The organism is Ramlibacter monticola (assembly GCF_016722785.1).
Lineage (GTDB): Bacteria > Pseudomonadota > Gammaproteobacteria > Burkholderiales > Burkholderiaceae_C > Ramlibacter > Ramlibacter monticola.
The window spans coordinates 168418-181439 of record NZ_JAEQNE010000010.1; the positions used below are offsets into that span (position 1 = coordinate 168418).

Genomic DNA, 13022 nt, shown 5'->3' on the forward strand with positions numbered 1-13022 from the left:
ACCATGGGATTCCTCGAACTCGACGGACTGAGCAAGCGCTATGCGGGCGCGGCGGTGGTCAAGGACCTCACGCTGTCGGTGGACAAGGGGCAACTGGTCTGCCTGCTGGGGCCTTCGGGCTGCGGCAAGACGACCACGCTGCGGCTGATCGCCGGCTTCCTGGAGCCCGACGCCGGCGAGATCCGCGTCGGCGGCCGCCGCATCTCCGCGCCGGGCGCGACCGAGGCGCCCGAGCGCCGCAACATGTCGATGATCTTCCAGAGCTACGCCCTGTGGCCGCACATGACGGTGTTCGACAACGTCGCCTACGGCCTCAAGCTGCGCGGCCTGCCGAAGCACGACGCGCAGCAGCGCGCCGACACGATCCTCGCGGTGACGCGCCTGTCGCAGCTCGCGCAGCGTTACCCCGGCGAGCTGTCCGGCGGGCAGCAGCAGCGCGTGTCGCTCGCCCGCGCCCTGGTGGTGGAACCCGAGACCCTGCTGCTGGACGAGCCGCTGTCCAACCTCGACGCCAACCTGCGCGAGGAGATGCGCTTCGAGATCCGCCGCCTGCACGACAAGTACCGCTACACCACGGTGTACGTCACGCACGACCAGGCCGAGGCGATGACCACCGCCGACCTCATCGTGGTGATGAACCAGGGCGTGATCGAGCAGGCCGGCACGCCGGAGGAGATCTACCAGCGTCCGCGCACCGAGTTCGTGGCCCGCTTCATCGGCGGCACCAACGTGTTCCGCGGCCGCTGGGACGGCACCGACGGCGTCGCGTGCGGCAACGGGCTGGTGCTGCGCTGCGGTTCGGGTGAGTTCGGCGGCGGTGGGGACACCGCCGTGTCCGTGCGGCACCACGACATCCGCCTGGCCCCCACCCGGCCGGAGGGCGTCACCAACGTCGTCCAGGGCACGGTGGCGCGGCAGATCTACCTGGGCTCGCACCGCGACTACCTCGTCTCGCTGGCGGACGGCGAGACGGTGCGCGCGGTCACGCCCTCGCACCTGAGCGTGCCGCCGGGCGAGAGCGTCTGGCTGCACCTGCCGCCCGAGCACTGCCGCGCATTGGCGCAATGACCACCCTTTCGCACATCGAGGAGCATCGCGTGAGCATCATCGAGAAACAGGCGACGGAGCACCTGACCCGCTACGTGTCGGACTTCATCTGCAGCACGCAGCTGGCCGACGTGCCGCAGGACGTCGTGGCGCTCGGCAAGAAATCCATCCTGGACGGCATCGGGCTGGCGCTGTCGGGCGGCGCCAGCCACCTCGGCGCGCTGGTGCGGCGGCACCTGGGCGAGCTGCAGCTCGGCGCGGGGCCGGCGACGGTGATCGGCACGCGCCTGAAGGTGGCGCCGCGCTTCGCCGCCTTCGCCAACGGCGTGGGCATCCACGCCGACGACTACGACGACACGCAGCTGGCGGTGGCGACGGACCGCGTCTATGGCCTGCTCACGCATCCCACGGCGCCCGCCTTGCCCGCGGCCCTGGCGATGGCCGAGGCGCTCGATGCGAGCGGCGCGCAGGCCATGCTGGCCTACCACCTGGGCGTGGAGGTGGAATGCAAGATCTCGGAAGCGATCAACCCGCGCCATTACCAGACCGGCTTCCACTCCACCGCCACCTGCGGCACCTTCGCGGCCGCGGCGGCATCCGCGCGGCTGATGGGGCTGAGCGAGGAGGCCACCTGCCGTGCGTTGTCGATCGCCGGCAGCCAGTCGGCCGGCCTGCGCGAGAACTTCGGCACCATGACCAAGCCCTTCCACGCCGGACGCTCCTCGGAAAGCGGCGTGGCGGCGGCGCAGTTCGCCTCCTATGGCTGGACCGCGACCGACAGGATCCTGGAGGCCCCGCGCGGCTTCTTCAGCGCGGCGGGCGGCGGCTACGACGCGAACGCGATCGCCGGCAGGCTGGGCAAGCCCTGGACCTTCGCCGATCCAGGGGTGTCGATCAAGCCGCATCCCTCGGGCTCGCTCACGCACCCCGGCATGACCGAGATGCTGCGTCTGATCCGCGAGCACCGCATCGAGGCGAAGGACGTGGTGCGGGTGCGGGTGGGCACCAACCAGAACATGCCCAACGCGCTGATCCACCACCGGCCGCGCAACGAGCTGCAGGCGAAGTTCTCGATGGAGTTCTGCATGGCCATCCTGCTGCTGGAGGGGCGCGCGGGCCTCAACGAATTCACCGACGAAGTCGTCCTGCGCCCCGACGTGCAGCGCCTGATCGAGAAGGTGGACTTCGTGGTGGACCCGGAGGCCGAAGCCGCCGGCTATCACAAGATGACCACGCTCATCGACATCGAACTGGCGAATGGCCGCAAGGTGTCCGGGCGCGCCGACTTCGGCAAGGGCAGCCCCGCCATGCCCATGAGCTACGACGAGGTGGCCGGCAAGTTCCGCGAGAACGCGGAGTTCGCGAAATTCCCGCAGGCGCGCGCGGAAGAGGTCGTGGCGATGGTGCGCGAGCTCGAGTCGCTGCCGAAGATCGCGACGTTGACGGCGGCGCTGGCGCATGACCGCGGCTGACGCGCGGCCCGTCGTCGGGCTCATGCCCGGCGACATGACCGGCATCGGACCCGAGATCACGGCGAAGCTGCTGGCCAGCCGGGCGCTGCGCGACGTGGCGCGCGTTGCCGTGATCGGGGACGCGCGCGTGTGGGAGTTGGGTTGCCGGGAGGCGGGCGTGCAGCCGGCCTGGCGCGCCTATGCCGACGTGGCCGCGATCGACTGGTCGCGCGACGAGATCCCCGTGGTGGACCTCGCCAACACCGACCCGGCCACGCTGCCCCGCCGGGAGAATTCGCCCGAGTCCGGCCGGCTTGCCGGCGAGACCCTGCTGCACATGACCGGGCTGGCGCAGGCCGGCCAGCTCGATGCCGTCTCCTTCGCGCCCCTCAGCAAGGCGGCCCTGCACGCCGGCGGCTGGAAGTACCCGGACGAGCACCAGATGTTCGCGGCCTGGAACCGGCACGAGGGCTTCTTCGGCGAGATGAACGTCATCGAGCAGTTCTCGACCTTCCGCGTGACCTCGCACGTCGCGCTGCGCAAGGCGCTGGACCTGATCACCCCCGAGCGCATCGGGGCCGCAGTGCGCCTGGCCGACACCACCCTGCGCGAGCGCGGCTTCGCGCGCCCGCGCATCGGCGTCGCGGCGCTCAATCCGCATTGCGGGGAAGGCGGGCTGTTCGGGGACGAGGAGATCCGCCTGATCGCGCCCACCGTGCGGCGGCTGCAGGAGGAGGGCATCGCCGCGAGCGGCCCCGTTTCCTCGGACGCGATCTTCCTGAAGGCGCTCAAGGGCGAGTACGACGGCGTGGTGATGATGTACCACGACCAGGGCCAGATCGCGACCAAGCTGCTCGGCTTCCACAAGGGCGTCACCGTCACGGCGGGGCTGCGCACGATCTACACGACGCCGGCGCACGGCACGGCGTTCGACATCGTCGGCCAGGGCAGGGCGGAGACGGGCGCGCTGGAGCAGGCGCTGCGCATCGCCGCGCGCATGGCCGCGGCGCGCAGGCGGGAGGGGAAGGCATGACGCAGCAGGGCCTGGTCCTCGGCGTGCTCGAGGGCGACGACATCGGGCACGAAGTGGTGCCGGCGGCGGTGCTGGTCGCCAGTGCCGCGGCCGAGCGGCACGGGCTGCGGATCGAGTGGCGGCCCATGCCGGTGGGACGGCGCGCGCTCGACACGCACGGCGCCACCCTGCCGGCGGGCACGCTGGAGACGCTGGCGAAGATGGACGGCTTCGTGCTGGGACCGATCGGCCACCGCGAGTACCCCAAGGTGCCGGGCGCGATCAACCCACACCCGATCATGCGCAAGCACTTCAACCTGTTCGCCAACGTGCGGCCGACCCGGTCCTATCCCGGCATCGGCTGCCTGTACGACGACATCGACCTGGTCATCGTGCGCGAGAACAACGAAGGCTTCCAGCCCGATCGCAACGTGGTGGCCGGCTCGGGCGAGTTCCGGCCGAGCGAGGACATGACGATCTCGGTGCGCGTGATCTCCCGCAAGGGCAGCGAGCGGGTGGCGCGGGTCGCGCTGGCGCTGGCGCGCAGCCGCCGCAAGCTGCTGACGGTGGTGCACAAGAACACCGTGTTCAAGCTGGGATGCGGCATGTTCGTCGAGGAGTGCCTGAGGGCCGCGAAGGACTTCCCGGACGTGGCCGTGAACGAGGTGATCGTCGACACGATGGCCATGCGGTTGGTGCGCGACCCGCAGAGCTTCGACGTGGTCGTCACGACCAACATGTTCGGGGACATCCTGACCGACGAAGCCGCGGGGCTGGTGGGCGGCCTGGGCATGGCGCCGGGGCTGTGCATCGGCGAAGGGGATTTCGCGATGGCGCAGGCGACGCACGGCTCGGCGCCGGACATCGCGGGCCAGGGGATCGCGAACCCCTACGCCATGGTCGATTCGACGCGGATGATGCTGGACTGGCTGGGACGGCGGAAGGGGATCGCTGCCGCCGTGGCGGCGGCCGCGAGGATGGAGCGGGGCCTCACGGCGGCGCTGGCGGATGCGAAGGCGCGGACGGGGGATATCAAGGGGTCGGGGACAACCGCGACATTCACGCGCGCGGTCATCGGGAACCTGTAGCCGCCGTCATTGCCGCCTTCGCGGGAGATGCGGTTGCGCTACTTCTCGTCGGCCAGGGCCAGCAGCCGCTGTCGCCCCGCCTGGATATGCTCCTCCGCATACTGCTTCGCCTTCGCCGCATTCCCCTTCGACAGCGCCTCGTAGATCCTGCGGTGCTCCACGTTGGACCGCCGCATGTTCCCCGGTGCGTTGAAGTTCTGCCGCCGGTACAGGTGCAGCTCCTTCACGTAGCTGTCGTACAGCTGGTGCGCGCGCTCGTGCGCCGCCAGTTCCAGGACCAGCGCGTGGAACTGCACGTTGAGCTCGTAGTACTGGCCGCTGTCGCCGGCCTGCGCGGCCTGGTCCATGCCTTCCAGCAGGGCCTCGAAGCGCTCGCGGTGCGCGTCGGTGACGTTCTCCGCCGCGCGCGCCGCGGCGAAGCCGAACACCAGCGCCCGCAGCTCGTAGATCTCCAGCATCTCGCGGATGGAGACCTGGCGCACGAACACGCCGCGGTTGACCACCGGCGTGACCAGCCCGGTCCCCGTGAGGATGCGGATCGCCTCGCGGATGGGCCCGCGGCTGGTGCCCATGCGGACCGCCAGAGCGGCCTCGTTCAGCCGGTCGCCCGCCTTGAACTCGCCGGCGTAGATCAACTGCTTCAGCTGCTCCGCGATGCTGCGCGGCAGGCCTTCGGCGGTGGCGATGGGCGGAACGGTCGTCATGCGGATGCAGGGCCGCTTCGGCCGCGGCCTTGTCGGCGATTATAGGAAGGCTGTCGACGTTGTCACCCGGATTGTCGACACTTGGCGGCCGGGTCCCGCTGCGAGGCCGGCCGCCGCGCGGCGACTCAGAGGGCTTCCGCGTTGTGGTGCGGCGCCGGCGCCATCAGGCGGTCGGTGGCCGCGATCGCCATCGCCGAGAGCAGGAAGGTGATGTGGATGACCGTCTGCGCGACCAGCACCTTTTCCGAGTAGTTGTCGGCGTTGATGAAGGTCTTGAGCAGGTGGATCGAGGAGATGCCGATGATGGCGGTGGCCAGCTTGACCTTCAGCACCGAGGCGTTGACGTGGCTGAGCCATTCCGGCTGGTCCGGGTGGCCTTCCAGGTTCATGCGGCTGACGAAAGTTTCATAGCCGCCCACGATCACCATGATCAGCAGGTTGGAGATCATGACCACGTCGATCAGCGCCAGCACGACCAGCATGATGATGGTCTCGTTCAGCGCCGTCAGCTGCGACGTCGGCTTGTACCCGATGCTCGAGATCAGCTGCTGGAGCGCCGACTGGCTGCCGGCGGCGGCCTCGACTAGGTGCCACAGTTCCAGCAGGAAGTGCACGACGTACACGGCCTGCGCGGCGATGAGGCCCAGGTACAGGGGCAGCTGCAGCCAGCGGCTGGCGAAGATCAGGTTGGGCAGCGGCCGCAGGGGGGAGGAGCGGCTGGTGCCGGACGGGTGTTGCATGAGGCAGGGGGGCAGACTTGGACGACGAACGCGCGATTGTAGGGACCTGCACTCTGGCACCCGGGGCTCCGTCGTCTGTAAGCTAGCAGCCAGTCAGTGCGACGTAAGTGCCGAACCGGACATTACGCCCGAATTTCCTCCCCACCCATTTCCCGGAGACAAAGCATGAGCGCCATCGAATCCGTCCTGGTCGAAAACCGAGTGTTCCCCCCCAGCGATGCCATGGTGAAGGCTGCCCGCATCTCCGGGATGGCCGCCTACGAAGCCCTGGCCAAGGAGGCGGAGCAGGACTTCGAGGGCTTCTGGTCGCGGCTGGCGCGCGACAACGTGCAGTGGACCAAGCCCTTCACGAAGACGCTCGACGAATCCAACGCGCCCTTCTACAAGTGGTTCTCCGACGGCGAGCTCAACGCCAGCGCCAACTGCCTCGACAAGCACATCGGCACCCCGGTGGAGAACAAGACCGCCATCGTCTTCGAGTCCGACGACGGCAAGGTCTCGCAGCTCACCTACAAGGAACTGCTGGCGAAGGTGAGCCAGTTCGCCAACGCGCTGAAGGCGCAGGGCATCCAGAAGGGCGACCGCGTCGTCATCTACATGCCGATGGGCGTGGAAGGCGTGGTGGCCATGCAGGCCTGCGCGCGCATCGGCGCCACCCACAGCGTGGTGTTCGGCGGCTTCTCCGCCAAGTCGCTGCAGGAGCGCATCATCGACGCCGGCGCGGTGGCCGTCGTCACGGCCAACTACCAGATGCGCGGCGGCAAGGAACTGGGCCTGAAGTCCATCGTGGACGAGGCGCTCGACATGGGCGGCTGCGACACGATCAAATCCGTGCTGGTGTTCAACCGCACGGCCACGCCCTGCAACATGGTGGCCGGACGCGACAAGACCTTCGACGAGGCGCTGAAGGGCCAGTCCACCGAATGCAAGCCGGAGCCGGTGAACGCGGAGCACCCGCTGTTCATCCTCTACACCTCCGGCTCCACCGGCAAGCCCAAGGGCGTGCAGCACTCCACCGGCGGCTACCTGCTGTGGGCCAAGCTCACCATGGACTGGACCTTCGACATGAAGCCGCAGGACCTGTTCTGGTGCACGGCCGACATCGGCTGGATCACGGGCCACAGCTACGTCGCGTACGGCCCGCTCGCGGCCGGTTGCACCCAGCTGATCTTCGAGGGCATCCCGACCTTCCCGCACTCGGGGCGCTTCTGGCAGATGATCGAGCAGCACAAGGTGACCGTGTTCTACACGGCGCCCACCGCGATCCGCTCGCTGATCAAGGCCTCCGAGACCGACGAGAAGGTCCATCCGAAGAACTGGGACCTGACGTCGCTGCGCATCCTGGGCACGGTGGGCGAGCCGATCAATCCCGAAGCCTGGATGTGGTACTACAAGCACGTGGGTGGCGAGCGCTGCCCGATCGTGGACACCTTCTGGCAGACCGAGACCGGCGGCCACGTGATCACCCCGCTGCCTGGCGCGACCCCGCTGGTGCCCGGTTCGTGCACGCTGCCGCTGCCCGGCATCATGGCCGCGATCGTCGACGAGGCCGGCCACGACATCCCGAACGGCTCCGGCGGCATGCTGGTGATCAAGCGCCCCTGGCCCTCCATGATCCGCACGATCTGGAACGACCCGGAGCGCTTCAAGAAGAGCTACTTCCCGGAGGAGATGGGGGGCAAGCTGTACCTGGCCGGCGACGGCGCGGTGCGCGACGCCAAGACGGGCTACTTCCGCATCACGGGCCGCATCGACGACGTGCTGAACGTCTCCGGCCACCGCATGGGCACGATGGAGATCGAGTCGGCGCTGGTGGCCAAGACGGACCTCGTGGCGGAAGCAGCGGTGGTCGGCCGTCCCGACGACCTCACCGGCGAGGCGATCTGCGCGTTCGTCGTGCTGAAGCGGCCCCGTCCCACGGGCGAGGAAGCGAAGAAGATCGCCAACGAGCTGCGCAACTGGGTGGCCAGGGAGATCGGCCCGATCGCCAAGCCCAAGGACATCCGTTTCGGCGACAACCTGCCCAAGACGCGCAGCGGCAAGATCATGCGCCGCCTGCTGCGCTCGATCGCCAAGGGCGAGACGATCACGCAGGACATCACGACGCTGGAAAACCCGGCGATCCTGGAGCAACTGGCTCAGACCAATTGATGGAGGCCGCCGCTGGTGGCGGTGCCGCGCAGCGGCTTGCGGGATTGGACGGCACTCATATCTCCGCAGGCGATGTGATGTGCCGGCAGAACCCGGCGATCCTGGAGCAACTCGCGCAGACCAACTGACGCGTGCATGCTCCTCCCCCGCGGGGGAGGCCGGGAGAGGGGCGCTTCGGCGCCCCTTGGCCTTTGCGGGGGGCGGGTCGCGGCTGCGTGAGATCGGGGGTCGGCGACGGACTCAGGCCGCGCGCAGCGCCCTGCGCTTGCGGCGCGCCCGGATGTTGAGCGCCTCCACCGCCAGCGAAAAGGCCATGGCCGCATAGATGTAGCCCTTGGGCACGTGGAAGTCGAACGCTTCCGCGGTGAGCGTCATCCCGACCATCACCAGGAAGGCCAGCGCCAGCACCTTCAGCGAGGGATGCGCCTGCACGAACTCGCCGATGGGCCGGGCGGCGAACATCATCAGGGCCACGGCGGACACCACCGCCGCGATCATCACCGGCAGCTGGTCGACCATCCCCACGGCGGTGATCACCGAGTCCAGCGAGAAGACGATGTCCAGCAGGGCGATCTGGCCGATCACGCTCCAGAAACGCGCCTGGCCGGCCTTCGCGGTCCCGCGCTCCTCCGGCGGCTCGTCGCGCGCCTCGACGACGCTGAAGATCTCGCGCGACGCCTTGTAGAGAAGGAACAGGCCTCCGCCGAACAGCACGAGGTCACGGCCGCTGACGGCCTCGCCGAGCACGGTGAAGAGGTCGTCCTTCAGGTCCATCACCCAGCTCAAGGACAGCAGGAGCAGAAGCCGCGTGCCCATGGCGAACAGCAGGCCGAGGCGGCGCGCCCTGTCCTGCGAGGCGGGCGGGAGGTGACCGACCAGGATGGTGAGGAAGACGATGTTGTCGATGCCCAGCACCACTTCGAGCGCGGTGAGCATGACGAAGGCGATCCAGACGTTGGCGTCGAGGAGGTCCATGGCCCGCCCAGCTTAACGGCGGCTCCGCGCGCGCGGCGCAGGAAGGCGCGGTCAGGGCGCGCAGGCGGGTAACCCGTCGTCCGCGCCGGCAAGGAAAAAGCCCGCCGGAGGCGGGCTTCGACCGGAGCGCGAAAGGTTTACTTCTGGCTGAGGACCCAGGCGGCCAGCTTCTTGGCCTCGGCCTCGTTCACCTGGGCGTTGGCGGGCATGGGGACGGGGCCCCAGACGCCGGCGCCGCCCTTCATGATCTTGGCGGCCAGCTTGTCGACGGCATCCTTCTGGCCGGCGTACTTGGTGGCGACCTCCTTGTAGGCAGGACCGACCAGCTTCTTGTCGATGGCGTGGCAGGCCATGCAGTTCTTCGCGGTAGCCAGGGCCTGGTCGGCCAGCGCCGGCGCGGAAAGGGCGGCCAGGGCAGCCAGCGCAAACAGGGCACGTTTCATGGGAGGGACCTCGCAGTTGAGTTACATTCCTTCAACGGTATTGTACGGAGCGGCGTTGACCCCGCCGATCGTCGACAGTCAGGCAAGAAACGAGAGGCCGCATGCTTTTCCTGGGGTTGGGCATTCTTTTGCTCGCGTTGAAGTACTTCGAGTTCGGGCCGGTCGCGGAGTGGTCCTGGTGGCTCGTGCTTTCTCCGTTTGCGCTGGCCGTGGTCTGGTGGGCCTGGGCCGACTGGTCCGGCTACACCAAGCGCAAGGCGGTCGAGCGCGAGGAGGTGCGCAAGAAGGCGCGCATCGACAAGCAGCGCGAACAGCTCGGGCTGGGCACGAAGAAGCCCGGCCGGCGCTGACCCGGCCCCGGGGCGCTCAGGAGCCGTCGCCCAGGGCGGGGGCGTGCTTGCGCTTCAGCGGCGCGAGCGCCGGCCCTTCGATCACGGTGCCGTCGGGGCGGAAGCGGCTGCCGTGGCAGGGGCAATCCCAGCTCGTTTCCACGCTGTTCCAGTGCACCCTGCAGCCCACGTGCGTGCACACGGGCGACACGGCGTACAGTTCGCCCGCCGGCGAGCGCCAGGCCGCGACGGTCTCGCCCTCGGCGTCGACGATGGCGCTGTCGCCGGCTTTCAGCTCCGACAACTTCTCGTTCTGGCGCTGGGTCAGGTAGTCCTTCACCAGCTGCGTCACCACCAGCGCGTTCTCTCCCAGGATGTTCTTGCCGCCCTTCAGGGGCGAAAGGCGGCCTGGCCGCACGAGGTCCGCGAAGGCCGACTTGTGCCCGAGCAGTTCCGCCGCGATCAGGCGCGCGGCCACGGTGCCCCAGGTCAGGCCGTCGGTGGAAAAGCCGGTGGCGATGAAGCAGTCGGAGTGGTTGCGCCCGATGTACGGCAGGGCGTCCGCGCCGCGGTAGTTCTGGGCCGACCAGCGATGCGTGACCGGCCGATCGCCGAAGAACTTGCGCGCCAGGTTCTCCAGCGCGATCAGTCCCGCCGTGGCGTTGTGGATGCCGACCTTGTGCTCCTGCCCCGCGCAGACCAGGTAATGGCGGTCGCCGGCCTGCAGCGTGCGGATCGACAGGTGCTCGTTCGCCTTCCACCAGAAGGTGCCCGGGCCGGGCGGCGCGCCGGGTTCCCAGTCGAAGGCGAGCGCGTATTCGCGGTGCACCGGCATCTCGGTGTGCACGAGGTGGACGCCCTTGGGCGAATGCGTGGCCATCACGATCTCCCGGGCGGTCACGCTGCCGGAGTCCGTCTTGACGCGGCGGGCCTTGGTGTCGATCTCCAGCACGCGCGAGTGCTCGTGGATCCGGGCGCCCGCCTCCGCCGCGCGCCGCGCCATCGCCACCACGTAGGCCTGCGGCTGGAACTGCGCCTGGTTGCGCAGCACGATCACCTCGCCTTCCGCGGGGGGCAGGGGCGCGGGAACCGAGCTTGCGCGCTCGACCGCGCAGCCGGCGGCGGCGAGCGCCTCGAATTCCTTCTGGAGGGCTTCGTTGTTGGCGCGATCCGCCCACTCCACGAGGTCGCAGCGGCGGAACCCGACATCGGGTAGCAGCCGGCAGCGTTCTTCCACGAAGTTCACCGCCGTGCGCCTCTCGTTGGCCACGTGGCGCGCTACCTCCGCGCCCCACTTGGCCGCGATCTCGCGCATGCCGCTGGAGACGGTCTCGTAGAGATTGCCCGTCGAATTGCCGGTGGTGCCGCAACCGATCTCGTCGGCCTCGAGCAGCACCACGGTGGGCGGGTTGGGCGCCTTCCGTTCGGCGAGCAGGTCGGCGAGCGTGACTCCGGTGATGCCGCCGCCGATGATCAGCACGTCGCAGGTCACGTCGCCGCTCAAGGGAGCGTGGGCGGTGGGAGCGGCGGTGCCGCGCCAGAGGGAAAGGGTGTTCATCTCGTTGTCCCCTTTGGAGAGGTCCCATGCTAGGCAGGGGCGGGAGAGCAGGGCGTAGGACAAGGACGACATAGCGCCTTGCGCGCCCTCGTGCGCACGGGTGCACCCGGTGCACGGTTGCGCAAGAAGGGTCAGGCGGCCGGCATGGCGTCGAGCGGGCTGCGAATCGTGCCGCCGGCGAATTTCAGGACGTGCGTGTAGATCATCGTCGTGCTCACGTCGGCGTGGCCGAGGAGATCCTGCACCGTGCGGATGTCGGTGCCGGACTGCAGCAGGTGCGTGGCGAAGGAGTGCCGCAGGGTGTGGGCCGAAATGCGCTTCTGGAGCCCGGACTTCACGACCGCCTTGCGCAAGGCGCGCTGGAGACGGTCTTCGTGCAGGTGGTGGCGGCGCACGATGCCCTCGCACGGGTCGGTGAAAGGCAGGGGTGACGGAAAGACCCAGAACCAGCCCCAGGTGCGACCGACGTTGGGGTACTTGCGCTCGAGCCCGTGCGGCACCTGGACCCCGCCGCATTCGTTGCGGCGGTCGCGCTCCCAGCAGGCCCGCGCCGCCGCGAACTGCGCGCGCAGTTCCGCTTCCAGCGAATGCGGCAGCATCACGACGCGGTCCTTGTTGCCCTTGGCTTCGCGCACGATGATGACGCGCCGTTCGAAGTCCACGTCCTTGGTGCGCAGGCGCAGTGCCTCCATGAGGCGCATGCCCGTGCCGTAAAGCAGGCGGGCGACCACGCGCGTCGTGTCTTCCATCGCCTGGAAGAGGCGCGACGTTTCGTCCGGTGTGAGCACCGTCGGGAGCCGGCGGGTGTACGCGGGGCGCTGCAACTCCGTCATCCAGGGGAGTTCGATCCCGAGGACCTCGCGATAGAGGAACAGGATGGCGCTGAGCGCCTGGTTGTGGGTGGAACTCGCCACGCCGCGCTGGGTGGCCAGCATCGTGAGGAAGGCCTGCACTTCGGCGGAGCCCATGTCGCGCGGATGCTTCACCCCATTCCAGCGAATGAAGAAGCGGATCCAGTAAAGGTAGGCGTTCTCGGTGCGAAGGCTATAGTGCAAATAGCGTGCGCGCTCGCGGGCTTGGGTGAGCAGGCGAGGAGGCTGCGCGGCGGGGGTGGGGGGCGGCGCCATGGGTAGGCTGTATGTGAATACAGTGTATCCGCAGAGACCTCAGGCCGCAAGGGATGCGGGGGAGGTGCGGTGAAACGGGGCGGCCGGATGCTGATGTATCCAGCACTCTTATCCGGCGGCCGAATGGATGCGAAGACGCGCTGTATCAAGTGGGGAAACTGGAGCTCTGATATTTGGCGGGAAGGGTTGATTCCTGTGTGTGATCAACAACTTGCGGAGGCGTTCGTGGGAGGGATATCGCACGGATGGGGGATATTGGGGTTTGGGGTGCGGTCTACATTACGTTGAACTAAACCGCTGACGCGGTGGTTGGTCCATCAGGCCGCCACCGCGTTTTCATTTGCGTTGCCCGGTGTGAGGCGCAGCCTTGAAGGGGGAATGTTCCCGGCCCTTCAAG

At 68.6% G+C, this 13022-nt stretch carries 12 protein-coding genes; 6 read left to right on the plus strand and 6 right to left on the minus strand.

Going from position 1 to position 13022, the window contains the following annotated elements; genetic code table 11:
• Positions 1–3: 3 nt before the first annotated feature.
• The 4 genes from JJ685_RS27645 to JJ685_RS27660 are packed head-to-tail and all read left to right on the plus strand — an operon-like array spanning position 4 to position 4598.
• A complete protein-coding gene (locus JJ685_RS27645; RefSeq protein ID WP_201677604.1) occupies positions 4–1068 on the plus strand; it encodes an ABC transporter ATP-binding protein in 1065 nt (354 codons plus the stop codon).
• On the plus strand, positions 1065–2519 hold the full coding sequence (locus tag JJ685_RS27650; RefSeq protein WP_236599331.1) for an MmgE/PrpD family protein: 1455 nt from the start codon (positions 1065–1067) through the stop codon (positions 2517–2519). Before JJ685_RS27645 ends, JJ685_RS27650 begins: the two co-directional genes overlap by 4 nt.
• Complete coding sequence (locus JJ685_RS27655) at positions 2506–3531, plus strand: PdxA family dehydrogenase (RefSeq protein WP_201677605.1); 1026 nt, start codon at positions 2506–2508, stop codon at positions 3529–3531. Before JJ685_RS27650 ends, JJ685_RS27655 begins: the two co-directional genes overlap by 14 nt.
• Entirely contained in the window at positions 3528–4598 is a 1071-nt protein-coding gene (locus tag JJ685_RS27660; protein WP_201677606.1) for an isocitrate/isopropylmalate dehydrogenase family protein, read from the plus strand. The genes JJ685_RS27655 and JJ685_RS27660 overlap by 4 nt, the downstream gene beginning before the upstream one ends.
• Before the next feature lie 38 nt (positions 4599–4636).
• Here JJ685_RS27660 and JJ685_RS27665 read toward each other — a convergent pair whose 3' ends face one another.
• Together JJ685_RS27665 and JJ685_RS27670 are read right to left on the minus strand one after the other, a co-directional pair.
• Positions 4637–5302, minus strand: coding sequence for a GntR family transcriptional regulator (locus tag JJ685_RS27665; RefSeq protein ID WP_201677607.1), 666 nt, complete (start codon positions 5300–5302; stop codon positions 4637–4639).
• Positions 5303–5427: 125 nt separating this feature from the next.
• Positions 5428–6042: a YqhA family protein gene (locus JJ685_RS27670; RefSeq protein ID WP_201677608.1), complete on the minus strand. Its 615-nt coding sequence runs from the start codon at positions 6040–6042 to the stop codon at positions 5428–5430.
• A gap of 165 nt (positions 6043–6207) precedes the next feature.
• Between JJ685_RS27670 and acs the strand changes: the two genes are divergently transcribed.
• Complete coding sequence (acs, locus tag JJ685_RS27675) at positions 6208–8193, plus strand: acetate--CoA ligase (RefSeq protein WP_201677609.1); 1986 nt, start codon at positions 6208–6210, stop codon at positions 8191–8193.
• A gap of 240 nt (positions 8194–8433) precedes the next feature.
• Here the strand turns inward: acs and JJ685_RS27680 are convergent, their stop codons facing one another.
• Together JJ685_RS27680 and JJ685_RS27685 are read right to left on the minus strand one after the other, a co-directional pair.
• The gene (locus tag JJ685_RS27680; protein ID WP_201677610.1) at positions 8434–9168 is read right to left on the minus strand and encodes a TerC family protein; all 735 of its coding nucleotides are present in this window, start codon (positions 9166–9168) and stop codon (positions 8434–8436) included.
• Positions 9169–9305: 137 nt separating this feature from the next.
• Positions 9306–9611 carry a c-type cytochrome gene (locus JJ685_RS27685; protein WP_201677611.1) on the minus strand — a complete coding sequence of 102 codons (306 nt, stop codon included), beginning with the start codon at positions 9609–9611 and terminating at the stop codon, positions 9306–9308.
• Between the two features lie 101 nt (positions 9612–9712).
• On the opposite strand from JJ685_RS27685, the gene JJ685_RS27690 reads away from it, so the two are divergent.
• Entirely contained in the window at positions 9713–9961 is a 249-nt protein-coding gene (locus JJ685_RS27690) for a TIGR04438 family Trp-rich protein (protein ID WP_201677612.1), read from the plus strand.
• Between the two features lie 16 nt (positions 9962–9977).
• Here JJ685_RS27690 and JJ685_RS27695 read toward each other — a convergent pair whose 3' ends face one another.
• Complete coding sequence (locus JJ685_RS27695; RefSeq protein WP_201677613.1) at positions 9978–11498, minus strand: FAD-dependent oxidoreductase; 1521 nt, start codon at positions 11496–11498, stop codon at positions 9978–9980.
• A gap of 131 nt (positions 11499–11629) precedes the next feature.
• Positions 11630–12625 carry an integron integrase gene (locus JJ685_RS27700; protein ID WP_201677614.1) on the minus strand — a complete coding sequence of 332 codons (996 nt, stop codon included), beginning with the start codon at positions 12623–12625 and terminating at the stop codon, positions 11630–11632.
• Between the last annotated feature and the right edge of the window lie 397 nt (positions 12626–13022).